This is a genomic window from Gordonia abscondita (assembly GCF_032711245.1).
Taxonomy (GTDB): Bacteria; Actinomycetota; Actinomycetes; order Mycobacteriales; family Mycobacteriaceae; genus Gordonia.
Map to the genome: position 1 here is coordinate 21,072 of NZ_CP128986.1, position 15,422 is coordinate 36,493.

Consider the following 15,422-nt stretch of genomic DNA (forward strand, 5'->3'; position numbering starts at 1 on the left):
GCGCAATTCGACCCGCAATTTCAGCGGTTTGGATAGTGGACGCACGTCCTCCACCATAAAGGAGAAGGGGAAACATTCCCGCACCAGGGGATATACCGCACACATTGCGCGAGAATGCCTTGTCATTGACTATAGATTATAGTGCCTTCGGGAAATCTTAATCCTTAATCTTCTGATCTGTCAAGACTCCTTCGTCGTTCTAGCCCAGCCCCGCGGAGCAACCCGCTTAGACCACTTCCCAGCGGAAATCGGCCTCAAGTTGCTCGACAACCTCGTCGCGCACACTCACCGGGATGAGCAGAGTATCCACACCCCAACTCTCTCGCCCGTCGCCCAGGGAGTCGGCCCGCCCCACTATGTCGTCGACATCGAACTCCATCCCTGCGGCTTCAACGACCTCCTGGATGACCCCGACGACATCGCCCTCGTCCACACTCGAATCCGCGGCGATCAGCGTCAGCGAGCGATCCACCGTCCCCACCCGCTCACGCTCCGCTTCCAGTGTCATGTCCGTAGCTAAATCGATCAAAGTCTTGCCGAGGGGGGCCAAATACGCGGTCATCTCGACCACGTCCAGACGCCGCTCTCTCAACTCGATTTTGCTGACTTTCGTCTGTGCGATCCCAAGCTCTTTCGCCAGTTCAGACTGGGTAAGCCCGGCCTGAACGCGATACCCACGCAGAATGATGCACAACGTCTCGATGCGCTTCACGTAGTCGCTCCCGCGCAGCTTATCCATGTCCCCATTCTGGCCCCCTGCCGTCGATGCTCATAACCCGATTGTCAGTACCCGATTTGCGGGTACCCGATTATTGGGTACTGTCACGACGACACTATCGAACGAAAGCGACAGTAATGACAAAACCGCATGAGGAGCGGGGGCCACACCTCCCCGAGCGGCCCCCCATGACCGTTCCGACACCACCAGGCTGGACACCACCGCCTACACTCACCCCTCCGCCGAACTGGCATCAGCGCCTCCTGCCCACCACCAAAGCCAAGGGCCTGGCCGCGTTGGCAGTCGTCGTCGCAGTGGTCGTGGTCGTTGCGATCGTCGTGACGGGGTTTGTAATCCTTCGCGATGACAACGAGAAGGTCGACCTGGGCAACGGCGTCTCGGTAGGCATCGACGCCCCCTCTGGCTGGAAGACGATGACCTTTCACGAAGACGACGAAACGCTCGCGCTCCTAGTTCCCGAATCGGAGTCTCGCTCCGCCGAGAAGGTCGCTCCCCTTCTCTCCAACGCCGCCAAGGGCTCTGCCGACGCCGACGACCTGCCCGTGAGCGGGGTGGCGATGGGATATAGCTCCTGCGACAACGCGGCCGGGCAGTTCGACGGAGCCGATGGACTCAAGAGCGTCGGCATTTCCGTTGAGCGCGTTGGGGACTGGCTGGAGACCGAGAACTACACGGTCAAGCATCAAGGCTGGACCAGCACCACTCGCAGTGCCGCCTATCTGCCCGCTGACTGCAAGGGCAACACCGTGATGGTTACGGCGATCGACGCCACCGATTCCAGCGCCACACCGCCGAAGAAGGCGACCGAACTACTGCGCCACATCACGCGCGGTGAAGTCGTCACACCAGCAGCCAGTTAAGCAACAAGGGAGAGAAAAGATCATGTCGTACCAGGGACCGCAGGAATCGTTCGAGCCGTTCGGACCGCAGTACCAGCCCACTCAGCAGCCTCAGCACGAACAGCCCACTCAACAGTCTGCGCCGATGCAACCTCAGCACCAGCCAGTTGTCCCGCTTTCCGACGCGAAGCGCAGGCGCAACGCGGCAATTATCTGGCTCGTGGGCGCGGCGTTCCTTCTGCTATCCAACTCGGGCTTCTTTCTGGCTTTCAGTGGCGACTCGGACGATTCCGATGCTGCGGCGCTAGGCACAGTGATGGTCGCCGGCTACGCGCAGATGATCCTCGTCGCCAACCTCATTGGTGTCGTCTCTCTGACAGCCGTCGTCCATCTCTCTCTGCGCCTGGCTAAGAAGGCTTGATAGTGAGTGCGCGACGCCTGGCCGTATTGATCCTGCTTGTGGCGCTTCTGGCCGTCTCTGCGTGCGGCAGCAGCAAGCTCGCCTCGATCGCTGACGAGCCGCGGACCGCAGGCACCACGATCGCTGCCGCCGGCGCAGCCTCATCTTCCAGCGAGACGGCAGCGCCTGATCCCACCACCTCCACTCCGACTTCCACCTCATCCAGCAGTGCTGCACCCGCCTGCGGGGTGGACTTGGACGCTGCTCAAGTGCGCCACGCGATGTCGAATCTGGACCTGATGTTCGACTGGAAGGCCGAAGACGGGAACTACGATCCCTGCGCCCGGTTCTCCTGGGCTTCTGCTGTGCCCGAGAATGCCGCTGGCCGTGACTATCCCACGGCCGTGCTCCTGTTCGTGAAGGGCATCTCCGCCCGGGCAGCCGCCAAGTGCGCGGTGCCTTCCGAGGTTACTGATTCGAACGCTAACTCGGTGACCGTCGCGTACCCGATAACGCCCGAGCAGCGAGACATGAAGGTGAACGTCACGTACACGCTGACCGATGCCGGTTCAATCACGCAGGATGGGGACGTGCCTAAGCCCCTTCTGGAGGCCGCAGGTTGCTGATACGTCACCTTCGGCCACTGACGACTGTCCAGCATGGTCGGCGACTAACCGGTTGTCGTGACCTTTCCGAGTAGCCGAGCCGTGTGGCACAGAAGCGCACGGACCGCTGGCGGGTGGAAACCAATCCACCCGCCATTCTCAATTCAATTGCCCCACAATATATTTCACGCGCAGTTCGACGTCCACCGACCATCATCCAGCGAGTCCTCACCCGTCGGCTCAGACAGAGTCCCCAACACCGTCAACGGCACCGATCCTCCGCACGCTGTCGGCATCTCGCGAGCGACACTGGCGAACACACGCCCACAGCCTCATCCACGGGAGTATTGGTGGCACCAGAAAGCGATCACGAGCGCCTCGTGCAGGCCCTCCGGCGTAGGGATATGGGCGATCGCCGTGCGGCTCCGTCCTCCGGACGAGTCGGATGCCGACCTCTGGACGATTCGGATGACTGACACGCGGACGCATGCACTGTCGCGGACCAGTGTCGTGTGTCACACTGGGAACTGCTCGGGACGGTCCGTCCGTTACCCCTGCAGCCCATGCCCGACGGTTGGCACACCGGGAACCACGAGAGGTCGACGATTTTGAGCATTCGTCTACGGATCAAGATCTGGCATCGGAAGCAGCGTTATACGATCCGACGCCAGCGCAAGCTCGACATCGCTTATCGTGTCGGCGTCGCCGTCGTCGGCACCGTGCTCATTCTGGCGGGACTCGTGATGATCCCGCTGCCGATTCCGGGCCCCGGATGGGGTTCGTTCTTCCTCGGCCTCGGCGCGCTCTCCACCGAGTTCGAGTGGGCACATCGCGTCACATCGTTCATCTTCGCTTTCCTGCGCCGCATCGGCGAACTAACGCGCTCGTGGTGGAGCACCTTCGACGCTGCCGTCCACCGTCGCGTCGAACGCATCACAGGGGTGCGCTTCGTTCGCACTTGGCGCGACTTCCAGTGGTCGTTCCAGACGCCGTACGCGCTCGCCTGACCGCGCGGGCGGCACCGTCACCGATCAGCTTCGTCCGACCCTGATTCTGATACCGCCACTCCGCCGCCCGAGCCCGGTTCTGCTTCCGCCGGCGCACTCATGCCGCGCAGCATCTGGTTGTACGCCTCCAGTTCGGCGTCCTCGTCGCGGTCTTCCTTCCGGTCGAATCGGCGGGCGACCTTCTCGTCCTGCCTGCGCCACTGCACGAGGAGCGCGAGCATCACGATGACGAGCGGGAACTCGCCGGTAGCCCACGCCACCCCACCGCCGACCCGCTGGTCGGCCGCGAGGTCGAGCGCCCACGGGTGCTGGAGCGACTCATAGTATTTCTCGGCGATGAGCGCCGACGTCATCATCAACGCGACGCCGAAGAAGGCGTGGAACGGCAATGCACCGAGCACCACCCCGAGCTTCGCGACGTGCGAAGTCTGCCGGGGAGCCGGATCGATGCCGATCACCAACCAGTAGAAGAGATACCCACTGACGAGGAAATGCAGGTTCATCAGGAGGTGGGCCGAATGGTGCTCCACGACGACGTCGAAGAGGCCACCCAGATATAGGACGTAGAAGCTGCCGACGAAGACGATCACCACGATCGCCGGATGCGTCACGATCTTCGAGTACTTGCTGTGCAGTGCGATCATGATCCATTCGCGAGGCCCGTCCGGGTTGCCGCGACCGGCCGGCGGGATCGCCCGCAACGCCAACGTCACCGGTCCGCCCAGGACCAACAGGACCGGAACGAGCATCGTCAACATCATGTGCCCCATCATGTGGGTGCTGAACAGCGCGGGCCCGTACTTACCCATGCCCGACGACGTCGCGATCAGCAGGCTCAGGCAGCCGAGAAGCCAGGCGACGGTGCGGCCGACCGGCCATGAGTCGCCGCGTTTATGCAGCCGCCACACCCCGCGCAGGTAGACCGCTGCGGCGATGACGGCGGCCGTCCCGAAGATCAGATCGAAGCGCCAATCAAACAGCAGGCGCGCCACGGTGGGCGGGCCGTCGAGGTCGTAGCCGATCTTCAACGCCATCGGCGAGATGTCGGTCGTCGCCAGGTCTGGTGGCGGTGTCCGAGACAGGCCAGCCGCGAACCCGAAGGCGATCGCGAACACGATCAGTTCGACGGCGGCGAAACGCACGAACAACGACTTACGAGGCTCGTCGGTTGCCTCCAATTCGGCGATGGTGACCCGGCGGTGCACCCCGCCGATCGCGGCAGCGACGACGAACGCCGACAGCTTCCCGATGACGATGAGCCCGTACGTGGTCGTGAACAATTGCTCGATCGGCATCCGCACCAGCGCGTTGACGACCCCACTGATGCCGACGACGATCAGACACCAGAAGGCCACCCGCGAATAGCGTCGTACCGCGAGGACGCGCCACCGCCCGTCGCCGAACGAGTAGGCGAGCACGACGAGGAGCCCGCCCGCCCATGCCGCCGCGGCGACGATATGCAGGATCAGGCTGTTCGTCGCCACGTCGTGTCCACCGCCTGCCGACGAATGCCCGGCCAGCGCGGACGGCATCAGGGACAGGAACGCCAGCGCGAGAACGACGAACGTCCACCCCCACTTGAGTGCGGCGCGCGCGAGGACAGCGGCGAGCAGCGCGAAGATCGCCGTCCACAGCCAATACTTCGCGTCGGCGACCTGGTTGTAGGCGGTGAGCAGGTTGTCGGGCTTCAAAGTCTCGGCGAGCGAAAAGCCGCTCACGTTAGAGATCGTCAACGGGATCATCGCGAGCGCGCAAACCGCCCAAACGAGCATCGCCGCGTACGTCCATCGGATGGCGCGGAAACCCCCGACATCGAGGTGACCGCTGCGTTGGGGTGGAACGAAGAACGCGGCGAACATCGCGCCGCCGAAACCGATTGCGGCGCTGAGCTGACCGACCACGGTGACGACGGGGACACCATAGGTCGTGAGCGCTCCCGCGTCCGGGACTCCGGCGAGGCGGAGCGCCGTGGCCGCGGACGCCGCGGTGACCAGCGCCCCCGCGACCGCGCCTGCGACCATCATCGCCGCGACGATCACCCGCCGCGGCGCCGACGGGTCGGTGAGGCGGTCGCGGTCGATCGCGTGCGGCGAACGGGACTCGGTATCGGCCGTCGGGGACGTCGTTGACATGCCCCCATCGTAGGACCAGATATACTCATCCATCGCTGCCGCTCTCACGGCGACAGTGAACGCCTCCGTAGCTCAGGTGGATAGAGCAAGAGCCTTCTAATCTCTAGGTCGCAGGTTCGAGTCCTGCCGGGGGCACCACACAAGTGCTGGTCACAGCCTCGACAGCCGCTGTCACCGACGATCGTGCGCCAAGCGTTCCGCCCCGAGGCGAATCAATACCTGTCCGCGAGCGTGTGACGAGGCATACGTGCATCGCCTCGCACACTGCGCCTGCACGTTGTGGCCTCGAGTCGTCGCGTCTAGGTCCGCGACTTCTGGAATTTCTCCAAGATCCACAGCAGGATCACCGATCCGAGTACAGCCGTGAACAGCGTGAACCACCATCCGCCGGACTCGGTGTCGAAGGCGAAGCTCATCAGGAAACCGCCGATGAGAGCTCCAGCAACGCCGATGACAATGTTCATCAGAAACCCGGCGCCGCTGCCTTTGACGATCTTTCCCGCGATCAGTCCAGCGATCGCGCCGATGATGAGATATCCGATCCAGCCGACGTTCGTGATCGTGGTCGATCGTGCCAGGATCTCGGTAGCCGCGAGCGTGTCCATGATCGAGCCTTCCATCGGAAGTTGAGTGACCACACTCATGCTATCCGTCGATCAGACACACCTGCAGCGGTTCGTGATCGACGGTCACCGAAGTGAGGTCGTCGACGACGTAGTCGGGTCCATGGGTTGCGGACGCCGCGCCGACCCCGATCACCGTAGCGCCTGCGGCCCGACCGGCCGCGATCCCCGCACCCGAGTCCTCGAACACCACGCATTGCGTCGGGTCGACGCCGAGCAGCGCGGCGGCATGCAGAAAGCCGCGCGGGCTCGGCTTGGACTCGGTGGTGTCGTCGGCGGTCACCGAGACTTCGGGGACGGCGAGTCTCGCAGCGCTCATCCGCGCCAGCGCCAACGGCAAGGTCGCGGAGGTGACGAGCGCGTGCGGGACGTCGGCGAGCGCGGCGAGCAGGTCGGCGGCGCCCGCGATCGCGACGATCCCGTCGGTCTCGGAGATCTCGGCGGCGAGCAGGTCCGCGTTGTCGGCGAGGTTCTCAGCCATCGGCCGGTCCGGCAAGAGTTCGGCCATCACCTCGTGGCCTTGTCGACCGTGTGAGATCTTCAGGACTGTGTCAACAGGGAGCCCGTGGGCGGCCGCCCATCGTCCCATCAGCCGCTCGACGACGGCGGCGGAGTCGACGAGAGTCCCATCCATGTCTAGGAGCACGGCACGGACAGGGATGCGCACACGCGAACGGATCGTCACCATGGCTCCAGTGTGCGGGAGAACCGTGCGGGAGAACGCACAACGGGAGGCGATGGTCGCCAGATGGGCCCGCGCGCCGGCCTGACGGCACACCGACATCGGTCGACGTCCAGACCATTGACACGGTTCGACCGTCGCCATAGCCTAAATCTGATAACACCCGTATCCTGAATTGGGGAAGCGATGCGCCGCGCACGACCAGAGACTTTGTCCGACCTGATCACCGCCTACGGGATCACCAACGGTGTCGCCAACATCATCATGCAGTTGGCGTTGCCAGCGGTCGGCTACGGCGTGCACGAGTCACGGGTGGTCTCGGGAAGCCCGCGCCGTCGCCCGATCAAGCGCAGCCGTACCACGTCGCAATATTTGGCCGTCGCGATCTTCGGCGACGACGCCGACCGGGACCGGATGCGCACCGAGGTGGCCGGTGTCCACCAAGCAGTGATCTCGACTCCGGACAGCCCCACCAGATACAGCGGCAACAGCCCCGAACTGCAGAAGTGGGTCGCGGCATGCTTGTTCCGCTACTACCTCGATCAGTACACGACCCTCTACGGCGATCTAACTGTCGCCGAGCTCGACTCGTTGACGCGGTCGGCGTCCACGCTCGCGACGACGCTCAACGTCCGCGAGGCGGCGTGGCCGCACACCTGGGACGAGTACGAGCGGTATTGGAATGACACCCTCCCCCGACTCACGATCGACGACCCGATCCGTGCGGACTTCGAGTCACTGGCCGGCCTGGAGTTCATCACCGAAGCATGGGGGCCACTCGGGAAAGGATTCCCGCTGCTCGGCGGCCGCCACTACCGGTTTATGACCCGGGCGAACCTGCCTGCGGAGTTCCGCACCATGATGAAGTGGGATTGGACGGACCGCGATCGACGACGCCTCGATCGCATAGTCGTCTTCTACCGCGCGGTCGACCGGGCGGGTGCGGGATCTCTCGTCCGACTCGCATACCGGAGCGCGGTGACCGACTTCCGGCTCCGGTCCCGCATCCTTCCACAAGCGTTAGGGCGGACAAAGCTCTCCGACGCGCCGATCAAGGACGGCGGCGGACTGCGCTGGCTGGCACGACACTGAGCCGGGACGTCAGTTCCTGTGCGTTCGGGGTGTCAACTCCAGCGTCCGGGAGAATGCGCTGCGGGAGGCGATGGTCGCCAGGTGAGAGCGCACGACGCGGTCGGGCACCAGCACGCTCGACCGGATGAGCGCGCCCCACACTGCGGCCGGACGCCCGTTCACCACTCGCCCGATGAGAGCCGATTCGCGCACCACCGCCCGCGTCCGACGGCGTCGGACACCGGCGTACCGCACCATCGCCTGAGGTACGTCGTCGCTGGTCCGCACGCAGTCGGCGAGGGCCACTGCGTCTTCGATCGCCTGGCAACCACCCTGCCCGAGATGCGGTCGCATGGGATGTGCGGCATCGCCGACCAACACCACGCGGCCGCGGTGCAGGACTTTCGCGGTCGGCCGGTCGTACAGGTCGTTGCGTAGCAGGTTCGCCGGATCGGTCGCCGCGACCAGCCGCGGCAATGGGTCAGCCCAACTCTCGACGAGCCCGCGGACGTATGCGGACTCGTCGTCGAACCACGTGCTTTCGGGCAGTTGGGCAGTGGCGAACCAGTACGTGCGGTCGGTCCCCAGCGGAACCAGCCCGAACTGGCTGCCCGGCCCAAGCACCTCGCCCGCGAGGCTCGGGTCGAACGTCGCGTCGGCGATGCCGCGCCACGCCGTGTATCCGGCGTACCTCCGCGGCAACGCGCCATTGAGTTCCCGAGCGAGCACCGATCCGATACCGTCGGCTCCGACTATGAGGTCGGCGTCCAGTCCAGCCGATCGCTCGACACTCACGCCGAACCGCACGGTGCCCGGCGGAAGGAGCCGCGACAGCACATCCCGCAGGATCGGCCGTGCCACCACGACCAACGGCTCACCGAGCGCGTCGATCAGCCGCTCGGGATCGGGTCGCCGAATCCAGCTGCCGTCGCGCCACCGCACCGCGCCCGCCGCCACCGATCCGCCGGCTGCGCGGACAGCATCGCCCGCACCGATCCGATCCAAGGCGGCCAGCGCGTTCGGCCACAGGCTGATGCCCGCACCCGCAACCGTGTCGTCGCGGGCTTCGAGGACCTGCACGATGTGACCGTCACGGTGCAGAGCCAGCGCCGTGGTCAACCCCGCTACGCCGCCGCCTACGACAATCACGCGCATGGCCGTCACCGTCCTTGATAGACCCCGGCGCGCTTGCCGAGCATCGCCGCGACCGCTTCCTGGTGATCTTGCGTCTGGTGCGCGATCCCCTGCATCGCGGCCGACATCTCCAGGAGTTGGTCAAGCGTCTGCTGCGACGATTCACGGAGGAGCTTCTTGGCCATCCGGACGGCGATCGGCGGGTTCACCGCGACGCGGTCCGCAAGCGCACGTGCGGCTCCCAGCAGTTCGTCCGGTTCGACGACCTGCGACACCATCCCCCAGTCGAGGGCGGTGCTCGCGTCCACGCGGTCGCCCGTCAACGCCATTTCGGCCGCACGCGCGGGGCCGATGATGCGCGGCAAAAACCAGGCGCCGCCGTCGCCCGGAATGATTCCGAGCTTGACGAAGCTCTCGGCGAAGAACGCCGTCGTCGACGCGATCCGCAGATCGCACATCATCGCCAGATCGCAGCCCGCCCCGACGGCCGGACCGTTGACGGCGGCGACCACCGGAACCTCCAACGCGTATAGGGCCCGGGGAATCCGTTGGATGCCGTCGCGGTATCCGATCCGCTGGTCGTGTGCGGCACCGCCGAACAGCCCTTCGCCCGCTTGCATCGCCTTCACATTGCCGCCCGCCGAAAACGCCGAACCCGCGCCGGTAAGAATTACCGCGCGCACGCTCTGGTCGGCGTTGGCTGCCGCGACTGCGTCCACGATCGCGTCGATGACCGGCACGTCGGAGATCGCATTGCGCACCTCGGGCAGATTGATCGTCCACGTGACGACATAGCCGTCGCGGTCCACCAGCAGTTCGTCGCTCACCGCAGGTCCTCGCTCACAACAGTTCTAGGATCGTCGCGTTGGCCATGCCGCCAGCCTCGCACATCGTCTGCAGTCCGTAGCGGATCCCGTTGTCGCGCATATGGTGCACGAGGCGAGTCATCAAGATCGCACCGGACGCGCCAAGCGGATGCCCGACCGAGATCGCGCCGCCGAGCGGGTTGAGGACGTCGTCGGACGCGCCGATCTCCTTCTGCCACGCCATCGGGACTGGCGCGAACGCCTCATTCACCTCGTACGCGCCGATGTCGTCGACCGTCAAGCCCGAACGGTCGAACGCCTTACGCGTCGCCGCGATCGGCGCGGTCAACATGATGACGGGGTCGTCGCCCGCCACCACCGTGGTGTGCACACGGGCGATCGGCGACCACCCGTTGGCCGCCGCGGTCTCGCTCGAGGTGACCAGCAGCGCGCCCGCGCCGTCGGAGATCTGCGACGCGTTACCCGCTGTGATCATCCCGTTCGGGTCGAAAGGCGTCTTGAGCTCGGCGAGTTTCTCCACGGTGGTACCGCGGCGCAGCCCCTCGTCCTGAGCGAGTCCGCCGATCGGAGCGAGCTGGGCGTCGAACGCGCCCGCGTCGACGGCCGCGGCGGTGCGCTCGTGCGAACGCGCCGAGTACTCGTCGAGTTCAGTACGGCTCATCCCCCACTTCGCGGCGACCATTTCGGCGCCGACGCCCTGGTTGAATCCGTCGATCCCGTAGCGATCGAGTACCGACTGCGGCGTCGGGGTACCGCCCTGGCCGGCCGACCCCATCGGAACACGCGACATGGATTCGACGCCGCCCGCGATCGCGATGTCATATTGGCCTGCGATGACGCCTGCCGCGGCGAACGCGACCGACTGCTGGCCCGATCCGCAACGACGGTCGACGACCACCGACGGCACCGATTCCGGCCACCCCGCGGCGAGGACTCCGAGCCGGCCGATGTGGCCCGCCTGGTCGCCGACCTGGCTCACACAACCCCAGATCACGTCGTCGACCGAGGCCGGGTCGAGGCCGACCCGCTCGGCGAGCGCTTTCAACACGTGACCGGACAGGTCGCCGGGATGGGTGTCGGACAAGGAACCGTTTCGTCTGCCGATGGGGGTACGAACCGCATCGACGATCACAGCATCACGCATGCAGTCATCATGTAGCACTGTTGACACCCGCGTAACACGAAACGGCGCAACCGGAAACATGTCACATCGACGATGCTGAGCATGGACGATCCCTCGCGCACCGTGGCAACCGTGTGCGGCTACTGCGGGGTCGGCTGCGGAATGACATTGACGATCGACGGCGACCGCGTCGCGGCGTCGAAGGGCGATCCCGATCATCCGACGAACCGCGGCCGACTCTGCACAAAGGGTGCGACGACGGCCGAAATGCTCTCCGCGCCCGGCCGTTTGACGTCGGCGACCGTCGACGGAACCCGGGTGAGCACCGACGACGCCGTCGCCGAGACTGCGCGGCGTCTCACCGCGATCCGCGACGAGCACGGCCCCGACTCGATCGCCGTGTACGTGTCAGGGCAGATGACTATCGAAGCGCAGTACCTGTCGAACAAGCTGACGAAAGGGTTCCTGGGAACCAACCAGATCGAGTCGAATTCGAGGCTGTGCATGGCGTCGGCGGGCACCGGCTACAAACAGTCGTTGGGTGCGGACGGCCCTCCCGGCAGTTACGACGACCTCGACCACGCCGACCTGTTCCTGGTGATCGGCGCGAACATGGCCGACTGCCACCCGATCCTGTTCCTGCGCATGATGGATCGGGTCAAGGCGGGTGCCAAACTCGTGGTGATCGATCCGCGGCGGACAGCCACAGCGGCGAAAGCCGACCTATACCTCCCGGTCAGGCCAGGCACCGACATGGCGCTCCTGAACGGATTGCTGCGACTGATCGTCGAAGCCGGCGGGCTCGACGACGAGTTCATCGCAGCCAACACGTCCGGGTGGTCGACGATGGCCCCGCTTCTGGACGACTATCCGGTGGACGCCGTCGCGGAGACCACCGGCCTGGCCGCCGACGATCTGCGGACCCTGGCCCAGTGGATCGTCGACGCGGACGACTGGATGTCGTTGTGGACGATGGGCTTGAACCAGTCGACCCACGGCACGTGGCACACCAACGCCCTGGTGAATCTCCATCTCGCGACCGGCACTATCTGCCGGACCGGATCGGGACCGTTCTCCCTGACTGGGCAGCCGAACGCGATGGGCGGCCGTGAGATGGGCTACATGGGTCCAGGCCTCCCCGGCCAGCGCACGGCGCTCGATCCCGCCGACCGCGCACACACCGAAGCACTGTGGGGGCTCCCGGACGGGACCATCCGTGACGATCCGGGTGGCGGCACGATCGACATGTTCGAGCGGATGGCGGCAGGCGAGATCCGAGCGGCATGGATCATCTGCACCAACCCAGTCGCGTCGGTAGCGAACCGGGACACCGTGATCGCCGCCCTCGAGACCGCCGACCTCGTCGTCGTCCAGGAAGCCTTCGACGGCGCCGAAACCACGACATACGCCGACATCGTGCTGCCTGCTGCGCTGTGGGCGGAGACCGACGGGGTGATGGTCAACTCCGAACGCAACCTGACCTTGTGCAGGCCGGCGCTCGCCCCGCCGGGTGACGCACGCCCCGATTGGCGACTCATCGCCGACGTCGCGACGCGGATGGGCTTCGCCGACGCCTTCGACTATCCGGACGCTGCCGCCGTCTTCGACGAATTGAGTCGGTTCCACAATCCGAAGACCGGTTGGGACGTACGTGGCGCCGACCACGAACGCCTACGCGCAGGGCCCGTCCAATGGCCTGCCGCACCGGGATGTTCCGATCGCAATCCGATCCGCTACCGCACCGACGACGGTCTCGTGTTTCCGACGGCGGACGGTCGCGCCCGCTTCTTGCCGCGACCGTACCTGCCGCAGGCCGAACTCCCCGACGACGACTATCCGGTCGTCCTGACGACGGGACGACTGCCGCACCAGTGGCACACGATGACCAAGACCGGACGCGTCGCCAAGCTCAACAAGCTCGATCCGTCGAGTTTCGTCCAACTGCACCCCGAGACGGCGGACCTCCACGGCGTCGTCGACGGCGAACGCGTGACCGTCGCGTCCCGTCGCGGCTCGGTGACCGTGCCCGCCCGAGTGAACACCGACATCGCGCCCGGGTGTTGCTTCGTCCCGATGCACTTCAACGACGCGGCCGGGCCAGACCTCTCGGTCAATGCCGTGACCAGCGACGCTGTCGACCCGGACTCTCTGCAGCCCGAGTTCAAAGCGTGCGCGGTATCGCTGACCCCGGTGCCAGCCGAACCCGTATCCGATTCCCTTCAGGAGCCTCCAGTGACCGCTCTCGCTTCCGTCCTCGGCGGAGTGCCCGCGCCGTCGACCGTCCCCGAAGAGTCGGCCTACCTGTCGGGTCTCGCTGCGGGCATCGCCGCGAACCCGCCCGTCGACTCGGTTCCGACGATCCCGAGCCACGCTCCCCTCTCGCCCGCGGTCCGTGCGTGGGCCGACGGCGTCCTCGCCGGATACTTCGCGCGCACCGCGGTGGCGTCCGCCGTCGCCGCACCCACTCCCGACACCGTCGCGGCGAGCCAACGCGTGACTCTCGTGTGGGCGTCGCAGACCGGCACCGCCGAGGAGTTCGCCGAACGCGCGGTCACCGCGCTGACCGACGCCGGTCTCTCGGTCAGCTTGCGGTCGGCCGCCGAGGTCGGTGTCGACGAGTTGACCGGGGTCGTCCTGTTCACGGTGTCGACGACCGGCGACGGTGACCCACCCGACAACGCGACCGCACTCTGGACGCGGCTGACCGCGGCCACGTCGTCGGACGTGCCGGACCTGCGGTTCGCCGTCCTCGGGTTCGGCGACTCGTCCTACGCCGACTTCTGCGGCTTCGCCCGCAAACTCGACGGCAGGCTCGAACTCCTCGGCGCCGCTCGCCTCACCGCCCGGACCTCATGCGAGCCCGGCGACGACGCCGTCGCCGACGCATGGATCGACTCCGTGACTCGCGCCCTGTCTGAGGCCGAGCCGACCGACACCGGGCCGACCGACACCGGGCCGACCGACACTGGGCCGACCGACACTGGGCAGTCGGCGACGGACTCGTCTACACAGGGCCGATCTGGGCCGAATCCGGCAGCAGCCGCACCGGCAGCGTATTCGCGTCGCAACCCGCTGCAGACCCGCCTCGTCACGAACCAACTCCTGTCCGGCGACGGATCGGCGAAGGAGATCCGACGGTTCGGGTTCGAGCTGCCGCCGGGAACCCTCGCATACGAAGCGGGCGACGCGTTGGGCGTCGTCCCGTCGAACAGCACGGCGCTCGTCGACGAGTGGCTGCGGGTGACCGCGCTCGACGGCGATCTTCCCGTCGACGCGGCGGGCGACACAATGGACTTGCGCACCGCGCTAACCGACCACTTCGAGATCGCTCGGATCACGCGCGACCTCGTCAGTTTCGTCGCCGACCACCACGACGATCCGCACTTGCGGTCGCTGCTCGACCACCGGGAGGCGTTCGACGAGTGGACGTGGGGCAAACAGTCGGTCGACGTGCTCGCCGAGTACCCGGTGATCGCGGAGATCGCCGACTGGTTGACGGTTCTGCGTCCGCTGCAGCCGCGCCTGTATTCGATATCGTCGAGTCCGGCGCACACCCCCGACCGTGTAGAGGTGACGGTGTCGGCCGTCCGGTTCGGTGCGGGCGACGTCCGACGCGGTGGCGTCTGCTCGACGTTCCTCGCCGACGCCCCCGAGACGGCGCCGGTGAAGCTGTTCGTCCAAGCCAACAAGCATTTCGGGCCACCACAGGACGCCGACGCCCCGATGATCATGATCGGCCCCGGCACCGGAGTCGCACCGTTCCGCGGATTCCTGCGCGAGCGGGCCGCGGCCGGCGCATCGGGCGACAACTGGCTGTTCTTCGGCGAACAGCACCGCGCCACTGACTTCCTGTACGAGTCGGAGCTCGGCGAATTGCAGGAGACCGGTGTGCTGACACGGCTCGACGTCGCATTCTCGCGAGACCAGGCAGACAAGGTGTACGTCCAAGACCTGATGCGTGAGCGGGCCGCCGACATCTGGGCGTGGCTATCGCGCGGAGCCCACGTGTACGTCTGCGGCGACGCGTCGAAGATGGCCCGCGACGTCGACGACGCGCTGCACCAGATCGTCGCCCAGGAAGGACGGCTTGCGCCACGCAGCGCGGACGCGTATGTCGCTGCACTCGCCGCCGAACACCGTTACGTCCGCGACGTGTACTGACTGACGCTCGCCCTCACACCTCGGGACGTAACACGGTGAGAACCTGGTGACTCCCGAGCAACGAGACCCGCGATCTGCC

Annotated in this window: 13 protein-coding genes and 1 tRNA gene; 7 read left to right on the forward strand and 7 right to left on the reverse strand. The window is 66.1% G+C overall.

Annotated elements, in window-relative coordinates:
* Positions 1–226: 226 nt before the first annotated feature.
* The gene (locus MP11Mi_RS00105) at positions 227–739 is read right to left on the reverse strand and encodes a helix-turn-helix transcriptional regulator (RefSeq protein ID WP_420040311.1); all 513 of its coding nucleotides are present in this window, start codon (positions 737–739) and stop codon (positions 227–229) included.
* Positions 740–906: 167 nt separating this feature from the next.
* Between MP11Mi_RS00105 and MP11Mi_RS00110 the strand changes: the two genes are divergently transcribed.
* The 4 genes from MP11Mi_RS00110 to MP11Mi_RS00125 all read left to right on the forward strand — a co-directional run bounded on the left by MP11Mi_RS00110 (position 907) and on the right by MP11Mi_RS00125 (position 3,590).
* Positions 907–1,599: a hypothetical protein gene (locus tag MP11Mi_RS00110; protein WP_420040312.1), complete on the forward strand. Its 693-nt coding sequence runs from the start codon at positions 907–909 to the stop codon at positions 1,597–1,599.
* A gap of 22 nt (positions 1,600–1,621) precedes the next feature.
* Positions 1,622–1,999, forward strand: a complete 378-nt coding sequence (locus tag MP11Mi_RS00115) for a hypothetical protein (protein ID WP_420040313.1) — start codon at positions 1,622–1,624, stop codon at positions 1,997–1,999.
* Positions 2,000–2,001: 2 nt separating this feature from the next.
* Complete coding sequence (locus MP11Mi_RS00120; protein WP_420040314.1) at positions 2,002–2,604, forward strand: LppP/LprE family lipoprotein; 603 nt, start codon at positions 2,002–2,004, stop codon at positions 2,602–2,604.
* A 587-nt stretch (positions 2,605–3,191) separates the two neighbouring features.
* On the forward strand, positions 3,192–3,590 hold the full coding sequence (locus tag MP11Mi_RS00125) for a PGPGW domain-containing protein (protein ID WP_420040315.1): 399 nt from the start codon (positions 3,192–3,194) through the stop codon (positions 3,588–3,590).
* A 17-nt stretch (positions 3,591–3,607) separates the two neighbouring features.
* Here the strand turns inward: MP11Mi_RS00125 and MP11Mi_RS00130 are convergent, their stop codons facing one another.
* Complete coding sequence (locus MP11Mi_RS00130; protein ID WP_420040316.1) at positions 3,608–5,722, reverse strand: cytochrome c oxidase assembly protein; 2,115 nt, start codon at positions 5,720–5,722, stop codon at positions 3,608–3,610.
* A gap of 61 nt (positions 5,723–5,783) precedes the next feature.
* Here MP11Mi_RS00130 and MP11Mi_RS00135 point away from each other — a divergent pair.
* Positions 5,784–5,860 (forward strand) — tRNA-Arg (locus tag MP11Mi_RS00135).
* Positions 5,861–6,021: 161 nt separating this feature from the next.
* Here the strand turns inward: MP11Mi_RS00135 and MP11Mi_RS00140 are convergent.
* Complete coding sequence (locus tag MP11Mi_RS00140; protein WP_420042155.1) at positions 6,022–6,327, reverse strand: GlsB/YeaQ/YmgE family stress response membrane protein; 306 nt, start codon at positions 6,325–6,327, stop codon at positions 6,022–6,024.
* A 40-nt stretch (positions 6,328–6,367) separates the two neighbouring features.
* Complete coding sequence (locus tag MP11Mi_RS00145) at positions 6,368–7,033, reverse strand: HAD-IA family hydrolase (RefSeq protein ID WP_420040317.1); 666 nt, start codon at positions 7,031–7,033, stop codon at positions 6,368–6,370.
* Between the two features lie 180 nt (positions 7,034–7,213).
* Between MP11Mi_RS00145 and MP11Mi_RS00150 the strand changes: the two genes are divergently transcribed.
* Positions 7,214–8,119, forward strand: a complete 906-nt coding sequence (locus MP11Mi_RS00150) for an oxygenase MpaB family protein (RefSeq protein ID WP_420040318.1) — start codon at positions 7,214–7,216, stop codon at positions 8,117–8,119.
* Between the two features lie 9 nt (positions 8,120–8,128).
* Here MP11Mi_RS00150 and MP11Mi_RS00155 read toward each other — a convergent pair whose 3' ends face one another.
* The 3 genes from MP11Mi_RS00155 to MP11Mi_RS00165 are packed head-to-tail and all read right to left on the reverse strand — an operon-like array spanning position 8,129 to position 11,203.
* A complete protein-coding gene (locus tag MP11Mi_RS00155; RefSeq protein ID WP_420040319.1) occupies positions 8,129–9,253 on the reverse strand; it encodes an FAD-dependent monooxygenase in 1,125 nt (374 codons plus the stop codon).
* 5 nt (positions 9,254–9,258) lie between these two features.
* Positions 9,259–10,059: a crotonase/enoyl-CoA hydratase family protein gene (locus MP11Mi_RS00160; protein ID WP_420040320.1), complete on the reverse strand. Its 801-nt coding sequence runs from the start codon at positions 10,057–10,059 to the stop codon at positions 9,259–9,261.
* A gap of 13 nt (positions 10,060–10,072) precedes the next feature.
* Positions 10,073–11,203, reverse strand: a complete 1,131-nt coding sequence (locus MP11Mi_RS00165) for a thiolase family protein (RefSeq protein ID WP_420040321.1) — start codon at positions 11,201–11,203, stop codon at positions 10,073–10,075.
* Positions 11,204–11,284: 81 nt separating this feature from the next.
* Here MP11Mi_RS00165 and MP11Mi_RS00170 point away from each other — a divergent pair, with 81 nt between their 5' ends.
* Positions 11,285–15,343 (forward strand): bifunctional nitrate reductase/sulfite reductase flavoprotein subunit alpha, encoded by a 4,059-nt coding sequence (locus MP11Mi_RS00170; RefSeq protein ID WP_420040322.1) that lies wholly within the window; start codon positions 11,285–11,287, stop codon positions 15,341–15,343.
* Positions 15,344–15,422 lie beyond the last annotated feature (79 nt).

Excerpts from the sequence above, each read along its gene's own strand:
- MP11Mi_RS00105 (WP_420040311.1), bottom strand. The coding sequence starts at position 739 with ATGGATAAGCTGCGCGGGAGCGACTACGTGAAGCGCATCGAGACGTTG.
- MP11Mi_RS00110 (WP_420040312.1), top strand. The coding sequence starts at position 907 with ATGACCGTTCCGACACCACCAGGCTGGACACCACCGCCTACACTCACC.
- MP11Mi_RS00115 (WP_420040313.1), top strand. The coding sequence starts at position 1,622 with ATGTCGTACCAGGGACCGCAGGAATCGTTCGAGCCGTTCGGACCGCAG.
- MP11Mi_RS00130 (WP_420040316.1), bottom strand. The coding sequence starts at position 5,722 with ATGTCAACGACGTCCCCGACGGCCGATACCGAGTCCCGTTCGCCGCAC.
- MP11Mi_RS00140 (WP_420042155.1), bottom strand. The coding sequence starts at position 6,327 with ATGGACACGCTCGCGGCTACCGAGATCCTGGCACGATCGACCACGATC.
- MP11Mi_RS00145 (WP_420040317.1), bottom strand. The coding sequence starts at position 7,033 with ATGGTGACGATCCGTTCGCGTGTGCGCATCCCTGTCCGTGCCGTGCTC.
- MP11Mi_RS00150 (WP_420040318.1), top strand. The coding sequence starts at position 7,214 with ATGCGCCGCGCACGACCAGAGACTTTGTCCGACCTGATCACCGCCTAC.
- MP11Mi_RS00155 (WP_420040319.1), bottom strand. The coding sequence starts at position 9,253 with ATGCGCGTGATTGTCGTAGGCGGCGGCGTAGCGGGGTTGACCACGGCG.
- MP11Mi_RS00165 (WP_420040321.1), bottom strand. The coding sequence starts at position 11,203 with ATGCGTGATGCTGTGATCGTCGATGCGGTTCGTACCCCCATCGGCAGA.
- MP11Mi_RS00170 (WP_420040322.1), top strand. The coding sequence starts at position 11,285 with ATGGACGATCCCTCGCGCACCGTGGCAACCGTGTGCGGCTACTGCGGG.